General features: G+C 71.0%; 21 protein-coding genes and 1 pseudogene. 8 read left to right on the top strand and 14 right to left on the bottom strand.

Translation table 11 applies throughout. The features are described 5' to 3' along the window. Positions 1 to 256 precede the first annotated feature (256 nt). Genes BKA14_RS35410 through BKA14_RS35435 form a run of 6 tightly spaced genes read right to left on the bottom strand, consistent with a single transcriptional unit; the run spans position 257 to position 6,095 of the window. Positions 257 to 1,141, bottom strand: coding sequence for an STM4011 family radical SAM protein (locus BKA14_RS35410; protein ID WP_184955109.1), 885 nt, complete (start codon positions 1,139 to 1,141; stop codon positions 257 to 259). Beyond that, positions 1,138 to 2,442, bottom strand: coding sequence for an STM4012 family radical SAM protein (locus BKA14_RS35415; RefSeq protein WP_184955110.1), 1,305 nt, complete (start codon positions 2,440 to 2,442; stop codon positions 1,138 to 1,140). The genes BKA14_RS35410 and BKA14_RS35415 overlap by 4 nt, the downstream gene beginning before the upstream one ends. Further along, on the bottom strand, positions 2,439 to 3,227 hold the full coding sequence (locus BKA14_RS35420; RefSeq protein ID WP_184955111.1) for an STM4013/SEN3800 family hydrolase: 789 nt from the start codon (positions 3,225 to 3,227) through the stop codon (positions 2,439 to 2,441). Before BKA14_RS35420 ends, BKA14_RS35415 begins: the two co-directional genes overlap by 4 nt. Next, positions 3,215 to 4,435, bottom strand: a complete 1,221-nt coding sequence (locus BKA14_RS35425; protein ID WP_184955112.1) for an STM4014 family protein — start codon at positions 4,433 to 4,435, stop codon at positions 3,215 to 3,217. The genes BKA14_RS35420 and BKA14_RS35425 overlap by 13 nt, the downstream gene beginning before the upstream one ends. Then, a complete protein-coding gene (locus BKA14_RS35430; RefSeq protein WP_184955113.1) occupies positions 4,435 to 5,355 on the bottom strand; it encodes an STM4015 family protein in 921 nt (306 codons plus the stop codon). The genes BKA14_RS35425 and BKA14_RS35430 overlap by 1 nt, the downstream gene beginning before the upstream one ends. Positions 5,356 to 5,393: 38 nt before the next feature. Then, entirely contained in the window at positions 5,394 to 6,095 is a 702-nt protein-coding gene (locus BKA14_RS35435) for an SDR family oxidoreductase (protein ID WP_184955114.1), read from the bottom strand. 124 nt (positions 6,096 to 6,219) lie between these two features. Here BKA14_RS35435 and BKA14_RS35440 point away from each other — a divergent pair, with 124 nt between their 5' ends. Beyond that, entirely contained in the window at positions 6,220 to 6,777 is a 558-nt protein-coding gene (locus BKA14_RS35440; protein ID WP_203722081.1) for a TetR/AcrR family transcriptional regulator, read from the top strand. A gap of 50 nt (positions 6,778 to 6,827) precedes the next feature. Here BKA14_RS35440 and BKA14_RS35445 read toward each other — a convergent pair whose 3' ends face one another. Further along, positions 6,828 to 7,892 carry a lamin tail domain-containing protein gene (locus BKA14_RS35445; protein WP_239092565.1) on the bottom strand — a complete coding sequence of 355 codons (1,065 nt, stop codon included), beginning with the start codon at positions 7,890 to 7,892 and terminating at the stop codon, positions 6,828 to 6,830. Positions 7,893 to 8,233: 341 nt separating this feature from the next. Here BKA14_RS35445 and BKA14_RS35450 point away from each other — a divergent pair, with 341 nt between their 5' ends. Both BKA14_RS35450 and BKA14_RS35455 read left to right on the top strand, forming a co-directional pair. Then, the gene (locus BKA14_RS35450) at positions 8,234 to 8,971 is read left to right on the top strand and encodes a pentapeptide repeat-containing protein (RefSeq protein ID WP_184955115.1); all 738 of its coding nucleotides are present in this window, start codon (positions 8,234 to 8,236) and stop codon (positions 8,969 to 8,971) included. Between the two features lie 35 nt (positions 8,972 to 9,006). Continuing rightward, positions 9,007 to 9,990 (top strand): annotated as a pseudogene (locus BKA14_RS35455) (TerC family protein); the annotation flags it as partial. Between the two features lie 407 nt (positions 9,991 to 10,397). Here BKA14_RS35455 and BKA14_RS35460 read toward each other — a convergent pair. Together BKA14_RS35460 and BKA14_RS35465 are read right to left on the bottom strand one after the other, a co-directional pair. Next, entirely contained in the window at positions 10,398 to 11,597 is a 1,200-nt protein-coding gene (locus tag BKA14_RS35460) for a translation initiation factor 2 (protein WP_184955117.1), read from the bottom strand. Between the two features lie 158 nt (positions 11,598 to 11,755). Further along, positions 11,756 to 12,607 carry a spermidine synthase gene (locus BKA14_RS35465; RefSeq protein WP_184955118.1) on the bottom strand — a complete coding sequence of 284 codons (852 nt, stop codon included), beginning with the start codon at positions 12,605 to 12,607 and terminating at the stop codon, positions 11,756 to 11,758. A gap of 114 nt (positions 12,608 to 12,721) precedes the next feature. Between BKA14_RS35465 and BKA14_RS35470 the strand changes: the two genes are divergently transcribed. Then, positions 12,722 to 13,102, top strand: a complete 381-nt coding sequence (locus tag BKA14_RS35470; protein ID WP_184955119.1) for a hypothetical protein — start codon at positions 12,722 to 12,724, stop codon at positions 13,100 to 13,102. Positions 13,103 to 13,107: 5 nt separating this feature from the next. Here BKA14_RS35470 and BKA14_RS44555 read toward each other — a convergent pair whose 3' ends face one another. Together BKA14_RS44555 and malQ are read right to left on the bottom strand one after the other, a co-directional pair. Further along, the gene (locus BKA14_RS44555) at positions 13,108 to 13,287 is read right to left on the bottom strand and encodes an antitoxin (protein WP_184955120.1); all 180 of its coding nucleotides are present in this window, start codon (positions 13,285 to 13,287) and stop codon (positions 13,108 to 13,110) included. Continuing rightward, positions 13,284 to 15,224 carry a 4-alpha-glucanotransferase gene (gene malQ / locus BKA14_RS35480; protein WP_184955121.1) on the bottom strand — a complete coding sequence of 647 codons (1,941 nt, stop codon included), beginning with the start codon at positions 15,222 to 15,224 and terminating at the stop codon, positions 13,284 to 13,286. The genes BKA14_RS44555 and malQ overlap by 4 nt, the downstream gene beginning before the upstream one ends. 96 nt (positions 15,225 to 15,320) lie before the next feature. On the opposite strand from malQ, the gene BKA14_RS35485 reads away from it, so the two are divergent. Continuing rightward, on the top strand, positions 15,321 to 15,593 hold the full coding sequence (locus BKA14_RS35485; protein WP_184955122.1) for a hypothetical protein: 273 nt from the start codon (positions 15,321 to 15,323) through the stop codon (positions 15,591 to 15,593). 52 nt (positions 15,594 to 15,645) lie between these two features. Beyond that, positions 15,646 to 16,887 carry a chitosanase gene (locus tag BKA14_RS45340; protein ID WP_184955123.1) on the top strand — a complete coding sequence of 414 codons (1,242 nt, stop codon included), beginning with the start codon at positions 15,646 to 15,648 and terminating at the stop codon, positions 16,885 to 16,887. Between the two features lie 3 nt (positions 16,888 to 16,890). On the opposite strand, the gene BKA14_RS35495 is transcribed toward BKA14_RS45340, so the two are convergent. The 3 genes from BKA14_RS35495 to BKA14_RS35505 all read right to left on the bottom strand — a co-directional run bounded on the left by BKA14_RS35495 (position 16,891) and on the right by BKA14_RS35505 (position 19,581). Beyond that, positions 16,891 to 18,132 (bottom strand): glycoside hydrolase family 16 protein, encoded by a 1,242-nt coding sequence (locus BKA14_RS35495; protein WP_184955124.1) that lies wholly within the window; start codon positions 18,130 to 18,132, stop codon positions 16,891 to 16,893. A gap of 104 nt (positions 18,133 to 18,236) precedes the next feature. Beyond that, the gene (locus BKA14_RS45345; RefSeq protein ID WP_184955125.1) at positions 18,237 to 19,115 is read right to left on the bottom strand and encodes a carbohydrate-binding protein; all 879 of its coding nucleotides are present in this window, start codon (positions 19,113 to 19,115) and stop codon (positions 18,237 to 18,239) included. Positions 19,116 to 19,200: 85 nt separating this feature from the next. Then, a complete protein-coding gene (locus BKA14_RS35505) occupies positions 19,201 to 19,581 on the bottom strand; it encodes an ATP-binding protein (RefSeq protein WP_275412376.1) in 381 nt (126 codons plus the stop codon). Positions 19,582 to 19,671: 90 nt separating this feature from the next. Here BKA14_RS35505 and macS point away from each other — a divergent pair, with 90 nt between their 5' ends. Together macS and BKA14_RS35515 are read left to right on the top strand one after the other, a co-directional pair. Continuing rightward, complete coding sequence (gene macS, locus BKA14_RS35510; RefSeq protein ID WP_184955127.1) at positions 19,672 to 20,808, top strand: MacS family sensor histidine kinase; 1,137 nt, start codon at positions 19,672 to 19,674, stop codon at positions 20,806 to 20,808. 5 nt (positions 20,809 to 20,813) lie between these two features. Further along, entirely contained in the window at positions 20,814 to 21,491 is a 678-nt protein-coding gene (locus BKA14_RS35515; protein WP_184955128.1) for a response regulator, read from the top strand. Positions 21,492 to 21,530 lie beyond the last annotated feature (39 nt).

Consider the following 21,530-nt stretch of genomic DNA (forward strand, 5'->3'; position numbering starts at 1 on the left):
TCGAGTCGGCAGAACCGTATCGCCCGGGTACGACATTTCCGCGCTCCCGAGGCGGGTGCCGGGCGGGGATGGGGTGGGTGCCGTCGGCCGTCGGCGGCCGCGCGAAAGGGATGCGGGGAAGGAGGGGAGGGATCGGTGCGGGCAGAGGCCCGGGAAATGGTGGGTGCGGGCCGGCGGTCGGCAGCCGCAAGAAAGAGGTGCCGGAAGGGGTGAGCACCGTCCGGCCGTCGATGGCCGCACGAAAGGGAGGCGGGGGCTAGGACGGTGAGGTGGGCTCGAGCGACGGCCGTACGGGGAATGCGGCTGGGATGCGTTCGAGCAGCCCGTCCGCGTAGACGTCACGGAGGCCGAGGGGCTTCAAGTGCACGTAGCCGATGTGGCAGTCGCACAGGGTGTTGGTGCAGGGGCGTGGGCGCAGCGCGCTCTGCCACGAGCCGTCGTAGAGGTTGCCGAGCGGGGTGGGGATGAAGTGGCAGCGGCGGACCGTGCCGTCGCCCAGGACCGAGATCGCCGTTTCGCCCGCGTGGCACGGCAGGCCCAGCGAGGGATGCGGCCGCACGCTGTCACCGAACAACGGGTCCAGGGTGGTCCAGAGCTGCTCCTCGTCGGGGGTGTAGAGGTGGCCCTCGGCGGCGTTGATCCACAGGTAGACCGACGGCGGCAGAGCGGCGCGCAGAGCCACCGCCGCGTCGTAGTGCGCGGGCAGCCCGACCACCCCGACCGAGTAGCGGATCCCGAGCGCGTCGAGGCGGCGGCAGCGGTCGAGAAATCGGGAAGCCGTCACCTGGCCCGGGTGGTAGGTCGCCCACAGCGCCGCCACCCGCGGGTCGGCGGCCGCGAGCCAGTCGACCCGCGCGGCCAGGTTGGTCTGGATCGCCACGCGGGCGACGTGCGGCAGGTGCGAGAGGCGCACGATCGTCTCGCGGTACCAGCTGCGGGTCAGCCCTTCGCCCCACGGCGTGAACAGGATCGACAGCCGCCGGTCGGCCGTCTCGGTGACCCACGACGCGAAGCGCAGCAGGTCGGCCTGGTCGGCCCGCAGCAGCGCGGGCGGGTCGACCCGCTTGGCGAACGGGCAGTACGGGCAGTCGTAGTTGCAGCTGGCCAGCGGGCCGCGATAGAGCACGTAGAGATCGTTCATCGCGGCACGTACGCCCCCATCGCGTCGCGCACCGGGCCGGAGACCAGCCAGGGGCCGACGGCGTCGGACTGGGCCAGTCCGGCCGGTGTCAGCACGCACCGGTCGTCGTGCAGCCAGCCCCGGTCGACCAGTTCGCCGAGTTGGGGGAAGTCGTCCACGTGGGAGCGGCCGAAACGCGACAGATAGAGCGAAGGGTCGACCCCGTCCGTGCGGAGCAGCGACTTGAGCAGCCACCGCCGTCGCTGCTCGGTCTCGTCGAGGTCGAAGCCGATCTCGGCGTACGAAAAATCGCTCGAAGGCCGGGAGAGATAGTCGTCGAGCACGGCCCGGACCTGGGAGACGCCGACCGCGTAGTCGAAAGAGTAGTGCAGCGATGTCGTGTAGGACCGGGCGCCGCAGCCCAGCCCGACCATCCCGTCGTCCTGGCAGCAGTAGTCGGGGCCGTCGATCACCGGCGCGTCCACCCGGCGGAACTGCCGCATCGACCGCTGCTCGTAACCGGCCGTGGTGAGCACGTCGACGGCCTGGTGGTAGAGCTCCTGCCGCTGCTGATCCCAGCCGGCCCGGCCGTTCGCGCGCCGGCCCAGCCCGGTCAGCGGCCGCACGTAGAGCGGGTAAAGATAGAGCTCTTCGGGCTGCCATTTCAGCGCCTCGTCGAGCGAGTGCTGCCAGGTCGTGGCGGTCTGCCCGTCGATGCCGTAGATCAGGTCCACATTGAGCACCGGGATCTCGGCCGTCCGGATGGTCTCGAGCGCGGTGAGCACCTCGGGGAGCCGTTGCGGGCGGCCGGCCGCGTGCGCCTCGGCGTCGAGGAAGCTCTGCACGCCCATGCTGACCCGGGTCGTGCCGTGCGCGGCCAGCACCGCCAGCCGGTCGGCGGTGGCGGTCGCGGGCGAGGTCTCGACCGACATCGGCCGCCGGTCGGAGCCGAACGCCAGCTCGACGATCTCGAACAGCTCCGCCAATTCGGGCGCGGTCAGATAGGTGGGGGTGCCGCCGCCGATCGCGAGCTGCGCGAACGACGCGTCACCGGCGAGCGACCCGCGCACCGCGACGGCCTGCCGGCGCAGCTGGGCCAGGTAGGCCGTCACCTGGTCGGCGGGTGGGTTGGCCCGGGTGAACAGGTTGCAGAAGCCGCAGCGCATCTCGCAGAACGGCAGGTGGACGTATCCGAAGAGCGCGTCTTGCCGTTCCCCGGCCCACACGTCGGGGAGCGGCCGGCGCGGCTCCAGGCGGCGGTAGGCGGTCTTGTGCGGATAGGCGTAGAGGTAGCCCTGGTAGGGCGATTCGTCGATCTTCACAGGGCGAAGCTCCCGTACGGCACCGTCCAGACCGCCTCGTGGGCGACGCGATGCCCGACGTGGCCGTCCTCCCCGTAAAGCGTTCCGTGATCGGAGCAGATGATCACTTGGCACGGCCGGCCGCGGCTCGACACCAGGGCGAACAGGTCGCCCAGCCGACTGTCCACATAGGCCAGCGCGGCGGCGTGGCTGGCCAGGGTGTCGTCGATCGCGGCGGGCAGATAGTGCTTGTTGGGCTGGTGCAACGCGGCCACGTTGACGAAGGTGAACAGGGGCCGGGCCGGGGGCAGGCCGTCGATGATCGTGGCCAGCCGGGCGATCTGGGCGCCGAGACCGTCGGGCGCGGTGACACCGAACTCGCGCTCCCAGTGCGACTCGGCGAACAGCCCCGGCAGCACCCGCCCGAGCGGCGTGGCCGGGTTGAAGAAGCCGACGCCGCCCAGGCACACGGTGTGATAGCCGGCCGCGGCGAGCCCGGTCGGCAGGTCGGGCGCGTCGAAGACGAACGTCGACGGGCCGCTGGTCTCGCTGCCGCCGAACCGGGCCGCGAACAGCCGCTCGTGCGGGCCGGGAGTCACCGGCGTGGGCAGGAAACCGGCGAAGAACGCGTGATGCGCCGCGTAGGTGAAGCTGGCCGGGGTGTGCCGTCGCTCCCAGCGCCCGCCGGGCAGATGGCGGGCCAGCGTGGGCGTGCGGCCGGCGGCGAGCTCGGCCACCGCCACGTCGTAGCGCAGCGTGTCCAGCGTGACGAACAGCAGGTCGTGGCGCCCGATCAGCTCACGCACGCGCCGGCCCAGCTCTCGTAGTGCCCGTCGAGCAGGGCCGCGACCTCCGACTCGTACGTCGTCTGGCCGTTGAGCAGGTCGCCGAACGCGTTGACCTCGGCCACCGCGTGCGTGCGCCAGCCCGACCGGAACATCAGGTCGACCCCCACGTGCAGGCTGCGCGGGAAGCAGCGCGCGACCTCGGTGCAGGTGCGCATGGCGGCCGCCCAGGCCGTGCCGCCGGCCGCCGCCCGCACGGCCGCCACCTCGCCGCGGGCATTGCCCAGATGCAGGTTGGTCAGCGGGGTGCGGCTCGTGCGGGCCACGACGTGCGCCGGTTCGCCCGCGATCACGACGACGCGCAGGTCGAGCACGCGATCGCCCAGGCTCGCCTTGGGGAACCAGCGCTCGACGTGCAGCCCGTCGGGGGCGAGCCGGTCGACGATGCCGGCGATCGTGGCCTCGTCGTCGTAACGCCTGACGCGCAGGTTGTTGTAGAGCCGCCCGTCGGCGCCGATCTCGACCGACGTCATCGCCATGATCCGCCGGCCCGAGACGGTCAGCGCGAGCACGCCCGAGGCCGACGACCCGTGCCGGGGCTTCACGAAGACCCTTCCCCACCCGTACGCGGTCATGGCCGCGCGCAGCTCGGCAAAGCTCGCGACCGGCGGCAGCGCGGGCGGCACCGGGATGCCGGCGTCGAGCAGCCGCGCGTGGCAGAGCCGCTTGTCGTTCATGGTGAGGATGTCGCCGACCGGGTTGAGCAGCCGTCCACCGCCCGCGGCCACGCGCTCGAGGGCGCGGCCCAACCCCGCATAGGCGGCGGCCGCTCCGACGATCTCACCCGGCCGGGCCGCCGCGGGCAAAGCCTGCGGGGACCCGGCGAAAGGACCGGCGAGGGAAAGGGCAGCGGACGAAGGACCGGCGAGCGAAAGGCCAACGGGCGAAGGAACGGCAGGTGAAAGGTCGACGAGCGAAGGACAGGCGAGTGAAAGGTCAGTGGGGAAAGGGCCGGCGGGCGAAGAGCCGCCGCGCAGCAGGACGTCCACTTCGGAGTCCTCGCCCGGCGAGTCGATGCGCACGGTCTCGCCAGGCCCCGGCACCGGGCCGTCGGTGAGCACGTCACGCCACGGATAGATCGCGGGCGCGGGCAGCCCGGCCCGGGTCACGGCCTCGGCGAAGAGGGCGACCCGGCGGTTGCCCGGGTTGCCCACGACCGCGAGCCGCATTACTCCGACACCGCCGTGTATCGGCCCCACTCCTCTTCCTGCTGCCGGTCGGAGACGTCGACCCGCACGCCCGGCAGCTCCTCGACCAGGCGCTGCGCCAGCTCCTCGCTGAGGAAGTGGTGGCTGAGGCCGAGCGACGTCAGGTGGGTGAGCGGCTGACCGGCCAGCAGCGCCTCGCCGCCCGTGTCGGACAGTGCGCCCAGCGACAGGTCGAGCGCGCTGAGCCGGGCCACCACCGGCGCGGCGGCCAGCGCCCCGGCCACCTCGTCGGCGATCTCGGCGTTGCGCAGGGCGAGCGAGGTGAGCGCGGGCAGGGCCCGACCGGAGAGGATCGGCGCCAGGTCATCGGCGCGGGCGTCGCCGCCGTAGTTGTCGACGCCGAGCCACAGCTCGAGATGCGTCAGGTGGGGGAAGTCGGACGCGCCCACGGCCCGGACGATCTCGGCGGGCAGCCCGCCCGACTCGAAGGCGAGCTCGCGCAGGCCCTCGTGCCGCACCGGTTTGAGCTCGAGACCGTCGGCCCCGCGCACCCACAGCCTTTCGAGGCGCGGGAAAGCCTCGAGCAGCGGGGTGAGGTCGGCCTGTTTGATCCAGGAGATCTCGCACTGCTCGAAGGTGAGCTCGGCCGCGAACAGCGACCGCAGCCGGCTCAGCCGCGGCGCGTTGCGCACCAGCAGGTCGACCGGGAAGCTGCGCTCGTAGGCCTCGCCCCACTCGCCGACGACCAGCGCCACGGGGCCGCCCTCGCCGGTGCGTCCGAGCAGAGCCTCGAGCGCCTGCTCGATCTCCTCCTCGGCGGCGTCGAACTCCTCGACCTCGAGGCGCCACGCCACGGCGGCCGGATCGTCGGGGGTCTCGTCCGCGTCCCAGGCCACGATGGGCAGGCCTGCGAACGTGCTGATCTTCGAACTGATCGTCACGGGCGAGACCCTAGCAACGCCCCCCGACAAAATCCTGGTCAGCTCACGAGCTGGGGATACAGCAGCGTCAGGTCGCCCGCCAGGGCCGACTTGACGCCGCGGGTGACGTCGTCGGCCAGCACCTCGTACGCGTCGGTCTCGATCCCGTCCAGGGCGGCCGCGGCCACGTCGGCGGCGTCGGACTTGGGGGCGTCGATCCGCGCGGTCATGTCGGTGTCGACGTACGCGACGTGCAGGCCGGTCACCTTGATGCCGCGTTCGCGCAGCCGGAGCCGCAGTGAGTTGGTCTGCGACCACAGGGCCGCCTTGGAGGCGCTGTACGGGCCGCCGTCGGCCAGCCAGGAGAGCGCGGAGTGCACGTTGAGGATGTGGCCGCCGCCGTTGCGTTCCAGCACCGGCACGAAGGCCCTGGTCACGAGCAGCGGGCCGTAGAAGTTGGTCTCCAGGTCGCGGCGCACGTCGCCGATCGGCGAGTCGAGGTACGACGCACCGGCCGACGCTCCCGCGTTGTTGATCAGGATTGTCACGTCGGGGGCCTGGTCGGCCGCGGCGGCGATGGACGCCTCGTCGGTGACCTCGAGCCGCAGCGGGATCGCCCCGGGGTGGGCGACCGTGCGCGGGTCCCGGGCGGTGGCGTAGACCTTGGCCGCGCCCCGCTCGAACAGGTCGTCCACCAGCGCCTTGCCGATGCCGCGGCTGCCGCCGGTGACGAGCACGACGGAGTCCTTGATCGCAGTCATGAGCTGCCTTTCCTCGCACGGGAAACTGATCGGTTTTCAGAACCGTAAACCGATCGGTTTCTGCGCGGCAAGGTGATGTGACGAATGAAACCGATCAGTTTCCTGACCGGGTAGTCTGGTCGGCGTGACCGATACTCGTGACCGGCTTCTCGACGCGGCGGCCGACCTGTTCTACCGCGAGGGTCTCAGCGTGGGCGTCGAGGCGCTGACCAAGGCGGCCGGGGTGTCCAAGCGTTCGATGTATCAGCTCTTCGGCAGCAAGGACGAGGTGGTGGCGGCCAGCCTCGACCGCATCGGGCCCGGCTTCAACGCGAGCCTGCTGCCCGGTGACGACGTCGCGGGCCCCCGCGAACGGATCCTGCACGTGTTCCGGGTGCTCGACGAGGTGGCGGACCGGCCCGGCTTTCACGGTTGCCCGTTCGTGGCCACGTCGATCGAGATCAAGGCGCCCGATCACCCGGCCCGGGCGGTCGCGCGGCGCTACAAGGACGGGCTGACCGCCTTCTTCCGGCACGAGGCGACGGTGGGTGGGGCGGCCGAGCCCGAGCGGCTGGCCCGGCAGCTCACGATGACGTTCGACGGGGCGAGCGCGTGGGCCGTGATGCACGGTGACGGGCTGGGTGAGGAGGGCCTGCGCATGGCGGAGACCCTGTGCGACGCCGCGGGCCTGCGGGCGAACTGAAAGAGGCCCGGCCCCCTGTCGGGGCCGGGCCTCTCGTTCAGTTGGAGAAATCAGCAGGCGGTGTAGCCCGGGGAGACGGTCTTCCACACGCAGGCGTCGATGTTGGCGCCCGCCGCGTTGCGCAGGGTGGCCTGCTCACCGTCGTTGTTCCAGACGTAGCCGACCTTGCCCGCACGGCCCCAGTAGCGCTGGTTGCCCGCGTTGGTGCCCTTGCCGCTCCGGATGAAGACCGACGCGCCGGCAGCCAGGCTGTAGCTGGGGAACGTGTAGATGATCTTCGCCTGGTCGCGGACGGTCCACCCCTTGAGGTTGATGGCGGACTTCGTCGTGTTGGTCAGCTTGGCCCACTCGGTGTTGAGGCTGCCGTTGCTGCCGGTGTCGGTGCCGGGGGAGTCGTACTGAATCCCGGTGAACTTGACCGTGCCGACGGCCGGGCTCGGCGGCGGGGTGGTCGGGCCGCTGGTGCCGACGATCCACTGCGAGGCCTCGGCCGACGTGGCGCCGCGGACACCGTTCGAGGCGTCGCCGCTGACCACCGCGCGGAAGGTCTGGTCACCGCCGGGCTGGCCGGTGAGCGTGCTGGTCGTGTTGCCGGCCGCGTCGGGGTCGGTGTCGAAGGACTTCACGTTGACCCAGCTGCTGCCCGACTTGCGCTGCACCTGCACGCCCAGGCCGGGCTGGTTGGGCAGCACGCTGATGCCGGCGATGGCCTGGCCGGTGGCGGTGCTCCGGTTGACCCAGAAGGTCGGGCTGATCCGGCTGTAGACCGTGATCGGCGCCGACTGGACGCTGCCCTGCTGCACCCGGAAGTAGAAGCCCGAGTCGAGGTAGCGGTCGATCGTGAAGCGGCCGTTGGCGTCGGCGGTGGCGGTCACGAAACCGTCGGCGGTCGCCCAGTCGCGGGCGCGCTCCCAGGTGTTCCAGCCGATGGAGGTTTCCCACAGCTCGACGGTGGTGCCCGGGTCGGCGGTGCCCGTCATCTGGAACTCGCGGTAGCCGACGACTTCTTCGGGGCCGGAGAGGGTGGGGGTAGCGGCGGCCGAGGCGGGAGCGGCAATGGCGAACGTCGCCGCGACCCCGATCACGACGGCCTTGGTCACGAGCCTGGAGATCATTCGCAGCAGTGTAGTGATGTCTGCAGACTCATGGATGGCCCGGACGGACAATTACGGACAACTGTCAGGTCCCCGGCGAGGAGGCCTTTAGCCGGTGGGTTCCGGCGCGTAGCGGGTGCTTTATGCGCCGGTCATTCCGCTGGATCGGCCCGGATGTCGGCGCAGTGTGCCCGGCCGGTTGCAGGTGGCTACGATCTTGGCCACAACCTCGCGATATAACGATTTGGTCGCGACATCGAGAACGGGAGGAGAATCCGTCGGAGGGCCCGTCGGATACGGTGATATTTCGGACGGCGGAAAGAGGCGTCCTCGGTTTGGATCAGTCGAAACAAGTGGGAGAAATGGCCGAGCGAGATCTTCGCGCCGACTGCGCGCGGTGCTCCGGATTGTGTTGCGTGGCGCCCGCCTTCGCCAAGTCGTCCGATTTCGCGATCAACAAACCGGCCGGCACGCCGTGTCGCAACCTGGGCGACGACTTCCGCTGCACGATTCACGAGCGGCTCGACGCCAGCGGGTTCCACGGGTGCGTCGTCTTCGACTGCTTCGGGGCCGGCCAGCGCCTGACCCAGGAGACGTTCGGCGGGGCCGACTGGCGCGAGCGGCCCGACATGTTCGCCGCCCTGCCGATCATGCGGCAGCTGCACGAGCTGATGTGGTATCTGACCGAGGCTCTCACGCTGGACGAGGCTCAACCCGTACGGGGAAAACTGCGGGACGCTCTCGCCCGGACCGACCACCTCGCCGCCGGCTCGCCGGCGGACCTGCGCGCCCTCGACCTCGACGCGCACCGGCACCGGGTCAACCCGCTGCTGCAACGGGCCAGCGAGCTGGCGCGAGCCGGCATCAAGGGACGGAAAGACCATCGCGGGGCCGACCTGATCGGCCGCCGGATGCGCGGCGCCGACCTGCGCGGGGCCAGCTTCCGGGGCGCGCTGCTGATCGGAGCCGATCTGCGTGAAGCGGATCTGCGCCGGGCCGACTTCACCGGAGCCGACCTGCGTGGGGCCGATCTGCGGGGCGCCGACCTCACCGGAGTGCTCTTCCTCACCGACTCGCAGCGCCGAGCAGCGATCTCCTGAAGCGGATAGAAACCTGTGAGCCCTAGGATGACCTGATGCAGGATGTGTCGGGTGTGGTTTGGCTGCTGACTGTTCTCGGCATCGTCGGTCTGCTGCTGTATGACTTCTTCTTCCACGTGCGCAAGGCGCACATCCCGTCACTGGGTGAGGCGACCCGCTGGACGATCGTCTACGTCTCGATCGCCGTGCTCTTCGGCGTCGGGGTGTGGATCTTCGGTGGCAGTGACATGGGCGCCGAGTACTTCGCGGGTTACGTCACCGAGAAGGCGCTGTCGGTCGACAACCTCTTCGTCTTCCTGCTGCTGTTCTCGAGCTTCAAGGTGCCCCGCGCCGACCAGCAGAAGGTGCTGCTCGTCGGCATCGTGGTGTCGCTGCTGGCCCGCACCGGGTTCATCTTCCTGGGCTCGGCCCTGATCAACTCGTTCGCCTGGGTGTTCTACCTGTTCGGGCTGATCCTGCTGATCACCGCGGGCAATCTGCTGCGCGAGCAGCGCAACGACGACGAGGCGCCGGACAACTTCGTCATCAAGATCGCCCGGCGCCTGTTGCGGACCTCGGACGAGTACGACGGCGACAAGCTCTTCACCGTGCAGGACGGCAAGCGCGTGCTCACCCCGATGCTGCTGGTGATGGTGGCGATCGGCGGCACCGACATCCTGTTCGCGCTCGACTCGATCCCGGCCATCTTCGGCCTCACCCAGAACGTCTACCTGGTCTTCACGGCGACCGCGTTCTCGCTGCTCGGGCTGCGCCAGCTCTACTTCCTGATCGACGGGCTGCTCGACCGGCTGGTCTACCTCTCGTACGGGCTGGCCGCCATCCTTGCCCTGATCGGCGTCAAGCTCATCCTGCACGCCATGCACGAGAACAACGTGCCGTTCATCAACGGCGGCGAGCACATCGACGTCGTCGAGATCTCCACGGCGCTCTCGCTCTCACTGATCATCGGCATCCTGTTCGTCACGGTGGTGGCGTCGCTGCTCAGCCCCAAGGGCCGGGCCCAGACGTACGTGGCCGCGGCGCGCCGGCACGCCAACGAGTTCCTCGACATCGAGAAGGACCCGGCGTACTGCGACGAGATCTTCCACCGTCTGCTGGTGGAGGAGGCGCACCTCAAGAGCCTGCCGGAGAAGTACCGGGCCCGGATCCGCGCCGAGGACGAGCTGATGGGGCTGCTGCAGAAGGCGCACCGGATGCACGACGAGCGGGTCGCGAACGGCACCTGCTTCGTGCCGGCGGGCGCGCCCCTCACCGACAAGTCGCCGCTGAAAAGCGCCGAGCAGTGACAGGTCGCCGCTGAGGGGCCGAGCAGTGACAGGTCGCCGCTGAAAACGCTGAGCAGTGACAAGTCGCGGCTGGAGAGCGCCGGGCAGTAGGGAACTGGCGCGCGGGAAGACCGGGCCGCCCCGAGACGGCCCGGTCTTCATCAGCCCTGGCGGTGGCTGCCCCGTCCGCTGCTGCCCACCTCGTCGTCCTGGCGAGCGCCGCTGCCGGTGCCGCCGCCGCGCACGCGAGCCGCGTTGCCGGCGAAACGGGCGGCCGTGCGCCGGACCGACTCGGCCCGGTCGCCGGGCTCGCTCTGCCCCGCCCACTGCTCGGTCGCGGCGCGGGGCCGCGGAGCCGTGGTGGAGGGGACGTCGAGATAGGCGGAAAGGTTGGTCTGGTTCTCGAACTCGACCATCGGGCTCGCGCCGTTCGCGCCCCCGGCGACCAGGTTGGCCACCCGGGCGGCGAGGTCGGCGGCGCGGGTGTCGAGGTCGGGCTGCCCGGTGAGGGTGGCGTCGTCAGCCGGCCGCGCCGACCAGGCCCGGCGCGGCGGCACCTCGGGGCGGACGTCGATCGGCGGCCGGGCGGTCTCGGCCGGGCGGAGGTCGTCGAGCGCGGGCCTGATGTCGGAGGGCGCCGGCACGATGACGGGCGGTCGCAGGTCGTACGAGCGGTCGACCGCCGGGATCTCGGACGACGGGTGAGCCACCGTGGCGTAGCCGGGCCGCGCATCGTAGGAAGGCGCGGGTGAGGCGGGCGCGGCCGATGTGGGCGCGGCGGAGACGGGCGTGCTCGAGACGGGCTTGCTCGTGTCGACCGACACCGCGCCGATCAGCGACACCGTCTGGCCCTCGCCTCCCGGGAAGTTGGTGAACTCAGGGCCGATCACGAGGCGGCTCAGCATGCGCAGCTGCGGCGGGGCGATGCCCAGGTCGGTCGCGTGCTCCACGCGGTAACGGGCGATGGCCTGCCGCAGCGTGTTGGCGAGACGGTCGGCGTCACCCACCGTGGTCAGCTCGCCACCCGCGAAGACCAGCGCGGGGAAGCTGCCGCCGGGGCCCGCGCAGACGAGCTGGATCTGCGTCACGGTGGCCTGCCGGCCCGTGTCGCGGCTGCCGGGCTGCACGCGCAGGTGCTGCGGCCAGGGCCAGCGCAGCTCGCCGGTGTCGGCGGCGCCGGGGCCACGGTAGAGGACACGCTGGTCGGTCACGACGACCTCGGTCTCCTCGGGCAGGGTCCACCGGGGGAGCGAGGCGGGCTCGTCGAACGCGTATTCCGCCACGGCGGTGTGGCCGCTCCACAGGATGCGCTCGGAGTCGGCCGAGATCGTGTCGCGCAGCGCAGCGTAGTGCTCGGGCATACGTGTTCCCCCCACTGTCGCCGCGCCCCGATAACGCGACCGTTACCGATTACAACCTTGTGACCTCGCTCAAACAAGTCGGCAGCCGCGAATCACACCGGATTTCCTGACGACAACACGACAGGCCGAAAATACTTGCACATTCGGCCGACAGGATGTTACTGACGGTTACCGAAGAGGCCGGTCGGCGGAGAAGGTGACGCCACGGCAACACTGTCAGTGACGGGTTTCGTTCCGCCGGCGAAGCGGTCGAGGTCGGTCTCGAGGCGCCCGGGGAACCAGTCCCCGGCGGCCCGGCGGGCGAGCCCGGCCACCGGCGGCGGGGTGCGCCCAGCGATCACGACGAGGTTGCCGTAGCGGCGGCCGCGCAGCACCGACGCGTCGGCCACGAGGCACGCCTCGGGCAGCGCGGCGCGGATCGTGGCCACCTGTGCCTTGGCGTAGCGCAGCGGGGGCCCGTCGGTGACGTTGGCGATCAGGTGACCGGCCGGATCGAGCACCCGGGCCACCTCGCGGGCGAACTCGACCGAAGTCAGGTGGGCCGGGGTGCGGGCGCCGGCGAAGACGTCGAGCACGATCAAGTCGTATCCGCTGTCGCGCATGCCTTCGAGGGCGGCGCGCGCGTCCCCCACCCGTACGCGGATGTTCGCCTTGGCCGGCAGCGGCAGGGCCTTGCGCACGAACTCGACCAGCGGGCCGTCGATCTCGACCACGCGCTGGGCCGAGCCGGGGCGGGTGGTCGCGATGTAGCGCGGGATCGTCAGGCCGCCACCGCCCAGGTGCAGCGCCCGCAACGGCTGCCCGGGCGGGGCCAGCAGGTCGATGGCGGCGGCCATCCGGCGTACGTACTCGAATTGCAGATGCTGGGGATCGGCCAGGTCGACGTGCGACTGCGGGGCGCCGTCGAGCAGCAGGGTGTATGCGGTGTCGCGGTCGGGATCGGGCAGCAGTTCGGCGACCCCCGACGCGACCGTCTCGACCAGCCGTTCCGACCTCTTGCGCAGCGCCACGCAGCAAGTATCCACGGCCCCCGGAACGCCCTATCGGGGCTATTTGGGGGAAAACGACTCATCCGGCCGAAAAGATACTCAAGACTTGGGCTGCGCGACAGAGGAGGTACAGCCGTGTCCACGAGCAATGTCTTGGCGCAGATCATCGGCGAGCAGCAGCGACGCCAGCCGACACCCCCGCCGGCCGGGGACATGCCCGCGATCATCGCGGCGGCGCAGGTCGAGGCGGGCCCGCCGCTGAAGATCCGGCGGCACCTGTCCGAGGAGGGCCCGGCGTTCTGGCGCTGGGACTGCGCCAACTGCGGCGAGTACGGCGGGGGCCGGCACCACTCGGACGCGATCAACCGGGCCACCCGGCACTGCACGGAGCACCCCGAGCACCGCTCGTCGCTGCTTCCGCCGCTGCTGTGCCGGCAGCGGGACACCTACATGCCGCCGCACCCGATGCTGTTCGCGGTGGACGACGACCCGCCGCCCCCGCCGCTCGCCATCTAGCTCGGTCAGGGGCGGGTGTCGCCCTGGCCGGTGCGCTTCTGCGCCTCGTCGACGGCCCGGTCGATGTGCGCGCTGTGCTTGTGGCCGGTGCGCTTGTCGACCTCGTCACCGACCTTCTCCAGGGCCTGGTCGACCTTGTCGTCGTGCTTCTCCAGGAAGTCCTTGGCCTTGTCCAGGAAGCTCACTTCGGTGCCTTTCGCTCGGCGAGGATCGCGGCGACCGTGCGCACGCGCGGGTCCTCGGCTATCTGCTCGAGACTGGCGGCCAACGGCATCCGCCAGTTCGGGTATTCGTTCATAGTGCCTGGCAGGTTGGGCTGCGCGAGCTCACCCAGCACGTCGTACAGCGAAGCGGTGACGAATCGGCACGGCGTGCGGGCCAGGAACTCGTGCATGGCCACGATGATCTCGTCGTCCGAGGCGCCCGGGGCGATCAAGCCGTCGCCCTCGAGCACGGCGACCAGGGCGTCACGGTCACGCCGGGCGTTGCGCCGCTCCTCCTCGACCGGCCCGGCCAGCTGGCCCAGCTCGGCCCGCACCCGCACCTGCTCGCCGGTGAGGAACCCGGCCGCGGTCGGCAGGTCGTGGGTCGACACCGAGGCCAGCGCGTTGCGCTTGTACTCCTCGGCCGGCACGAACGGCTGGTCCTCCTCGGTCCATTCGCGGGTGAAGTAGAGGACGGCCGAGCCGAGCATGTTCATCCGCTCCAGCGTCTCGGTCACCGCGGGCTGCACCGTGCCGAGGTCCTCACCGATCACCACCGCACCGGCACGCGAGGCCTCCAGGGCCAGGATGCCGAGCATCGCCTCCGGGTCGTAGTGCACGTAGGTGCCCTCGGCGGGGCCCATGCCCGGCGGCACCCACCACAGGCGCCACAGCCCGGCCACATGGTCGACGCGCAGGCCGCCCGCGTGCTGGAAGATGCGCCGCAGCATGTCCCGGTACGCCGCGTATCCGGTCGCGATCAGCTGGTCGGGCCGCCAGGCGGCGAGTCCCCAGTCCTGGCCGAGCTGGTTGAACGCGTCCGGCGGGGCGCCCGTGTGCACGCCCGCGGCCAGCACGTCCTGCAGCAGCCAGCCGTCGGCGCCGTTGGGGTCGATGCCCACGGCCAGGTCGTGCACCACGCCCACCGGCATCCCACCCGCCCGGGCGGCGTCGTTGGCCGCCTCCAACTGGGCGCCGAGCAGCCGCTGGAGCCAGGCATGGTAGGCGATCCGGTCGCTGTGGAACTCCCGTACGGCGGGGGAGTCGGGCCGGCGCAGCTCCTCCGGCCACTCCGTCCAGTTCGGCCCGTGCCGCTCGGCCAGCGCGCAGAATCGCGCGAAGTCGGTCAGGCCGGGATCGGACTCCAGGTCGACCTCGCCCGCCATCGGCCACAGCAGGTCCAGCGCGGCCCGTTTGGCCTGCCAGACGGCGCTGTAGTCGATCAGACCGTCGGCGGTCGGCGCGGGCTTGAGCCGGTCGATCGCGGCGCGCACGTCGGGATCGGCCCGGCGGTACTCGTCGGTGTCGGCGATCCGCAGGTAGAGCGGGTTGGCGAAGCGACGGCTGGACGGCGAGTACGGCGAGGTCGCCACGGGCAGCGTCGGGGTGATCGCGTGCAGCGGGTTGAGCAGCACCAGACCGGGGTGGCCGGAGACGGTCAGGAACTCGCGCAGGTCACCCAGGTCACCGATGCCCCACGAGCGCTCCGAGTGCAGCGCGTACAGCTGCAGCATCCAGCCCCACGTCTGCGGCGGCTCGGGCAGCTCGGCCGGCACCACGACGAGCGTCACGTCCTGCTCGCCGACGTGCAGCCGGTGCCAGCCCAGCGGCAGATCGGCCGGGATGTCGCGGACCTCGCGGGTGGCCCCGTCCTCCAGCGTGATCGTGGCCGGCCCGGGCAGATCCCGCGAGGCGCCCTCACGCACGACCACTGTGCCCGGCATCAGACCGAGAGCTTCCCTTTCCCGTACGGCGGAAAGCTCCTCACGTATCGCCGAGGGGCTGGTCGCGTCGACGCCCAGCAGGCCCAGGACCCCCACCACCGACTCGTCGGCGACGTCCTTGCGCTCGCGGTGCCAGTCCTCGTACCAGGTGGCCACCCCGTGTGCCGTCGCCAGTTCCGCCAGTTCGGCGTCCATCCGGCCCCCTTTCATCTCACTTCGCTGCTCATACCCTGCCCGATACGGGGGTAGTCCGGGGAGATGTCGTTGCGAGGATCGGTCAAGATGGGTCACATGTCTGCAGTGGTGAAGTTCTGGTCGCGCCTGTCCGCCGCCGTCCTCGGGGCGACGCTGGCCCTGGTCGTGCCCGTGCACGCCTGGGCCGCGAGCACCGGTGTGACCGACATCGCGGTCGAGGCGGCGCGCTCCCGGCGGCGCGGCGGTTTCGGGTTCTTCGGCATCTTCGGCGCCCTGTGCTGCTTGTTCGTGGTGGCGGCAATCATCCTCGTGATCGTCATGGTGGGCCGCAACCGCCGGCGACGCGACGACGGCTCCCCGCGGAAGTAGGGGTTTTCCCGAACTCCGGTGATCATGGGCGGCCGCGACCTAGCGTTGAAGGATGCGGATCCGCGCGCACCACGTCCGGTCGGCCGCGCTGGGCGCCGGGGTCTCGGCGACCCTGTGCGTCCCGCTGGCCATCTCGGTGGCCGCCGGGGCCGACGACAACGTGGTGATCTCGCGGGGCCGCCCGGCGATCGCGTCGTCCAACACCGGCAGTGAGGTCGCCGCCCGGGCCAACGACGCCAGCACGGTCACCCGCTGGGTCAGCGTGGCCGGGCCGGGCACCCAGTGGGTCCGCATCGACCTGGGCTCGGTGCAGCGGATCGAGCGGGTCCGGCTAAGCTGGGCGTCCACCTTCGCCAAGACGTATCGGGTGCAGGCCTCGGCCGACGGCTCGAACTGGACCGACCTGTACACGACGCGCGCGGGCAACGGCGGCGCCGACGACCTCAAGCGGCTCGAGGGCACCGGGCGTTACCTGCGGGTGCTGGCCACCCAGCGCGGCCGCAGCAGCGGTGGCTACGCCTTGGCCGACGTGCGGGCGTACGGGCCCGCGGCCAAGGTGCTGCCCGCCACGGCCCCCGCGACCGGCTCGCTCGTGTCGGGGCTGGAGGACGGCCGCAAGAAGGAGCGGGCGCTGCAGCTCATCTCCAGCGCGGAGAACTCGACGCTGAGCTGGCGGCGGCAGTTCGCCTACATCGAGGACATCGGGGACGGCCGCGGCTACACGGCCGGGATCGTCGGTTTCACGTCGGGCACGTCCGACCTGCTGGCCGTCGTCACCGAGTACACCCGCCGCAAGCCCGGCAACGCCCTGGCCCGGTACCTGCCCGCGCTGCGGGCGGTCAACGGCTCCGATTCGCACGCGGGCCTCGATCCGGGCTTCCCGGCCGCCTGGCGCGCCGCCGCGGCCGACCCGGTGATGCAGCGGGTGCAGGAGAACGCGCGGGACACGTATTACTTCAACCCGGCCCTGCGGTTCGCCCGGTCCGACGGGCTGCGCGCGCTCGGCCAGTTCGCGTATTTCGACGCGGCCGTGATGCACGGGGTGTCGGGCATGCGGGCCATCCGGGCCGCGGCCCTGCGGACGGCCAAGACGCCGGCCCAGGGCGGTGACGAGCTGGCCTATCTGAACGCGTTCCTCAACGCCCGGGTGGCGGAGATGCGTACGGAGGAAGCTCATTCCGACGTGAGCCGGGTCGAGACCGCCCAGCGGATGTTTCTCCGCCGGAGCAATCTCGACCTGACCACGCCGCTCAACTGGAAGGTCTACGGAGACGCCTACCGTCTGGCGGGCTGACGTCTACGCCTTGGTCCACTTCTGGTTGGTCGTGCCGCCGCAGTCCCACAGCTGGAGCTGAGCGCCGTTGTTGGCGTTCCAGTCCTTGATGTCGACGCACCGGTTGGCCGAGAGGTTCACCAGGTCACCGGCGCCCGACAGGGTCCAGCGCTGCACCGGGTTGCCGTTGCAGGTGACCAGCTGGATCGGCGTGCCGTTGGTGAGCGCGCCCCCGGCCGGGTCGAAGCACTTGCCCAGTGCGGTCAGCGTGCCGTCGGAGTTGAAGGTCCACTTCTGGGCGCCGCTGTTGTTGCAGTCCCACGTCTGGAGCCGCACGCCGTCGGTCGCGTTGGCGTTCGGGATGTCGATGCAGCGGCCGCTGAAGGTGCTCTTGAGCATCGTGCCGCCGGTCGACGGGGGCGGGGTGGTGCCGCCGCCGTCGTTGTTCCAGGCGTTGACCCGCACCCAGTCGACCAGCATGGTCTGCGGGAACTGCGTGCTGCCGTCCGGGTAGCCGGGCCAGTAACCGCCGACCGCCACGTTCAGGATCATGAAGAAGTTGTGGTCGAAGACCCACTGGCCGGGCAGGTTGGCCGGGGTGACCCGGAAGTACTCGGAGCCGTCGAGGAACCAGCGGATCAGGTTGGGCGACCACTCCACGGCGTAGTTGTGGAAGTCGTTGCCGAGCGGCGCGCCGTTCACCCGGTTGCCGCCGATGCTGGCGCCGCCGGAGTAGCCGGGGCCGTGCACCGTGCCGTACAGGGTGTTGGGCTCCTTGCCGACGTTCTCCATGATGTCGATCTCGCCGGTGGTGGGCCAGTTGTTGCCGCCCAGCATCCAGAACGCCGGCCAGATGCCCTGACCCTTCGGGATCTTGATGCGGGCCTCGAACTTGCCGTACGTCTGGGCGAACTTGTCCGCGGTCAGGATGCGGCCCGACGTGTACTGGCAGGTGCCGTAGTGGCACTGGTAGTTCGCCGGGTTCTCGCGGCGGGCGGTGATCTCGAGCTGGCCCGCGCCGTTGACCCGGACGTTGCTCGTCGAGTTGGTGTAGTACTGCTGCTCGTTGTTGCCCCAGCCGCTGCCGCCGATGTCGAACTTCCACTTGCTGGAGTCGATCGAGCCGGCGGCGCCGTTGAACTCGTCGGACCAGGTGACGGCTCCGACCGCGGCTTCGGCGGTGTCGTTGCGACCGGCGGCGAACAGGCCGCCGGTGAGGGTTGTCGCGATCACTGCCGCGGCGAGAAGCACTCTGGCTTTACGCATGGGGGATGCCTCCGGGGGAAGAGGTGCGTATCGGAAACAGTCTTTAAAGATGACGACCTACGGTCAAGGGAGACTGGTTCCGGAACCCCGGATAACGCCTTTTCTTACACCTTCTTGAAGAGATTGGGCAGCGCGGACGGCTCCCACCCGGGCAGCGCGGTGTGCGCCTCCTTGACCTCGTAGGTCGCGCCCTCGAACGTCACCCGGTCACCGGCCTGGTAGTCGGTGAACGCCTTCCACGCGGCGGGCTTCGCCGGCGGGGGCGTCGTGGGCTTGGCCGGCGGGGGTGTCGTGGGCTTGGCCGGCGGCGGCGCCGCGGAAGTCGGGGTGGCCGAGGTCGGGGTGGCCGACGGGGCGGTGGGTGCCGGCATCGGCTTCGAGCCCGCGGTCACCTTGACGAAGTCGACCTCCATGCGCCCCGGCCGGCGGCCGTCGGTGGCCAGGTTGAGCACCAGCGCGATCGGCAGCGGCTCCTCCGGCGTGAGCTTCAGGCTCGGCTTGCCGTCGACCGACCAGATCACGGCCTCCGGCGACCAGTCGATCGCGTACGTGTGGAACCGGCGGCCCGACACCGGGTCCGCGTTCTTGTCGAGCACCTCGACGTCGCCCCGCAGCACCCGGCCGAACTTGTCGACGGCTCCGAACGCGCGCCACGGCCCCGCCGAGCGCCGCACCTTGATCCGCGCCTCCGCATGCCCGTACGGCTCCGCGAACGCCTGGCGCGTGCTGATCAGCCGGTCCACGACGAGGTTGCCGTCGCCGTCCAGCCGGCCGTGGCGCTCATCGCCGTCGAGCAGCCACCGGGCCGGGTCGAGGGGTTCGCCGCGCCGCCCGTCGAACGAGTCGTCGAAGACCGGACGGTGCTCGGCCGCGACGGCCACGCCGCCCTGACCTGTGAAGAACACGGCCGCCGCCAGCCCGGCCCCGGCGACCACCAGGGCGAGTGCAGCACGTGGTCTGATCAGCCATCCAGCCTTGCTCACCGTTGCCCCCTGTACGTAACAGCAGGCACACCCTCATAAAAGTGAGAGCTTCTCGCAAGATCAGCGCGACGTTCTTAAGACTCGCTTAAGGAAGTCGGCTGGAGACCCGTACGGTGGTGCCTTCGGCCCCGGTCGTAAGGCGGAACGTGTCGGTCAGCTCCTCGGCCAGCCACAGCCCCCACCCGCCGGGCTGATCGGCCGCCGGGCGCACCGCGGGCTCGGGCCGCAGTGCCGACAACCCGCCCCCGGAGTCGCTCACCTCGCAGACCACCTCGCCGCCGGACGACCACATGACGACACGCCCGGCGCCGCCACCGTGCCGCACCGCGTTGGTCAGCAACTCGTTGACCGCCACCACGAAATCGTCGAGACGGTCACCGCGCAGGCCGGCCGACCCGGCACAAGTCGCGACGGAGTGCCGCAACGTCGTGATGGCGTCGCGGTCGAAGGTCTCGGAGAGCAAAATCTCAGTGGTGATGCCTTCGACCGTAGGCCACGCCTGATCTTCGCGCAGGGCGGGCTACGGGTGGCGCATCTCATGTGGGATCGTCGGCGCATGCCGGACGCGCGGAACAGCGGGCTCGAGGCGCCGCTGTGGCGGGCGATCGCGGTCTATCGCATCGCTGCCCTGACGTACGCGACGATCCTGGTCATCGGCAACATCAGCGACTACAAGCGGCCGATGCTGGCCTGGCCTGTGCTGGTGGCGATGGCGGCCTGGACGGTCTTCACCACGTACGCGTACGCCGACCCGGCCCGTCGCCGCGCCCCGCTGCTGATCGCCGACATGCTCGTCGTGATGGCCGCGCTCACCTCGAGCATCGAGGTCGTGGGCCGGCACTCGCTCGAGACGGGCCGGCCCACGCTAGCGGTGGCCTGGCACGTCGCGCCCGTCCTGTGCTGCGCGGTGCGGTTCGGCCGCCGGGGTGGCATCGCGGCCGCGCTCGCCATGGGCGCCACCGACCTGCTCGTCCGCGCCCACTACGACCAGTCCGCGCTCACCGGCTCGGTCCTGATGCTGCTGGCCGCCATCGCCGTCGGTTATCTCGTCCGCATCGCCGAGGTGGCCCAGGAGCGGTTGGAGCGGGCTGTCGAGCTGGAGGCGGCCACCCGCGAACGGGAACGGCTGGCCCGCGACATCCACGACTCCGTGCTGCAGGTGCTGGCGCTGGTCAAACGGCGGGGCGCCGGGCTCGACGGGGAGGCCGGCGAGCTGGCCCGGCTGGCCGGCGAGCAGGAGGCCGCGCTGCGCACCCTGGTCGGCGGGCGGCAGGCCGCGGTCGACCCGGTGGCCGACGAGCTCGACCTGATGGCCCTGCTGCATCCGTACGCCACCGCTGACGTCACCGTCTCGGGCCCGGCCGGCGCCGTTCCCCTGCCCGCGCACGCCGCCCGCGAGCTGCGGGCCGCGGTGGCCGCCGCCCTCGACAACGTGGCCCGGCACTGCGACCCCGGCACGAAGGTCTACCTGTTCGTCGAGGACGACCCGGACGAGGTGGTCGTGACCGTGCGCGACGACGGCTGCGGCATCGAGCCCGACCGGCTGGCCCAGGCCGAGGCGCAGGGCCGGCTCGGCGTCGCCCAGTCGATCCGCGGGCGCATCGGTGACCTGGGCGGCCGGGTGCAGATCGTCTCCGCGCCCGGTCAGGGGACGGAGGTCGAGATGACCGTGCCGCGCGGGCCGATATCGTGACGGACATGACCGCAGCGATCCGGGTGATGGTGGTCGACGACCACCCGATGTGGCGTGACGGCGTCAGCCGTGACCTGACCGCGGCGGGCTACGACGTGGTGGCGACCAGCGGCGAGGGCCGGCAGGCCGTGCGCATCGCGGCCGCGGCCCGGCCCGACGTCGTCGTCCTCGACCTGCAGCTCCCCGACGTGTCGGGCGTCGAGGTGATCAACGGTTTGCAGAGCGAGATTCCCGGCGTACGGATCCTGATGCTCTCGGCCAGCGGCGAGCAGCAGGACGTGCTGGACGCCATGAAGGCCGGCGCGACGGGCTACCTGCTCAAGTCGGCCGCCCAGGCGGATTTTCTCGACGCGGTGAGCCGCACGGCCGCCGGTGACACCGTCTTCACCCCGGGGCTGGCCGGGCTGGTGCTGGGGGAGTTCCGGCGGCTTGCCGTCACCGAGCCGGCCGGGGCCGACGAGGCGGCGCCGAAGCTCACCGAGCGCGAGACCGAGGTGCTGCGGCTGGTGGCGAAGGGCCTGTCGTACAAGCAGATCGCCGAACGGCTCGTGCTGAGCCATCGCACGGTGCAGAACCACGTTCAGAACACGCTCGGCAAGCTCCAGCTGCACAACCGCGTGGAACTGACCAGATATGCGCTGCAGAATGGTCTCGCTCCGCTCGACGAGGATCCGGCCCCATGAGGTCGATGTCGAGGACGACGAAAACAACTTCGGCGGCGC

The organism is Paractinoplanes abujensis, assembly GCF_014204895.1.
Taxonomy (GTDB): domain Bacteria; phylum Actinomycetota; class Actinomycetes; order Mycobacteriales; family Micromonosporaceae; genus Actinoplanes; species Actinoplanes abujensis.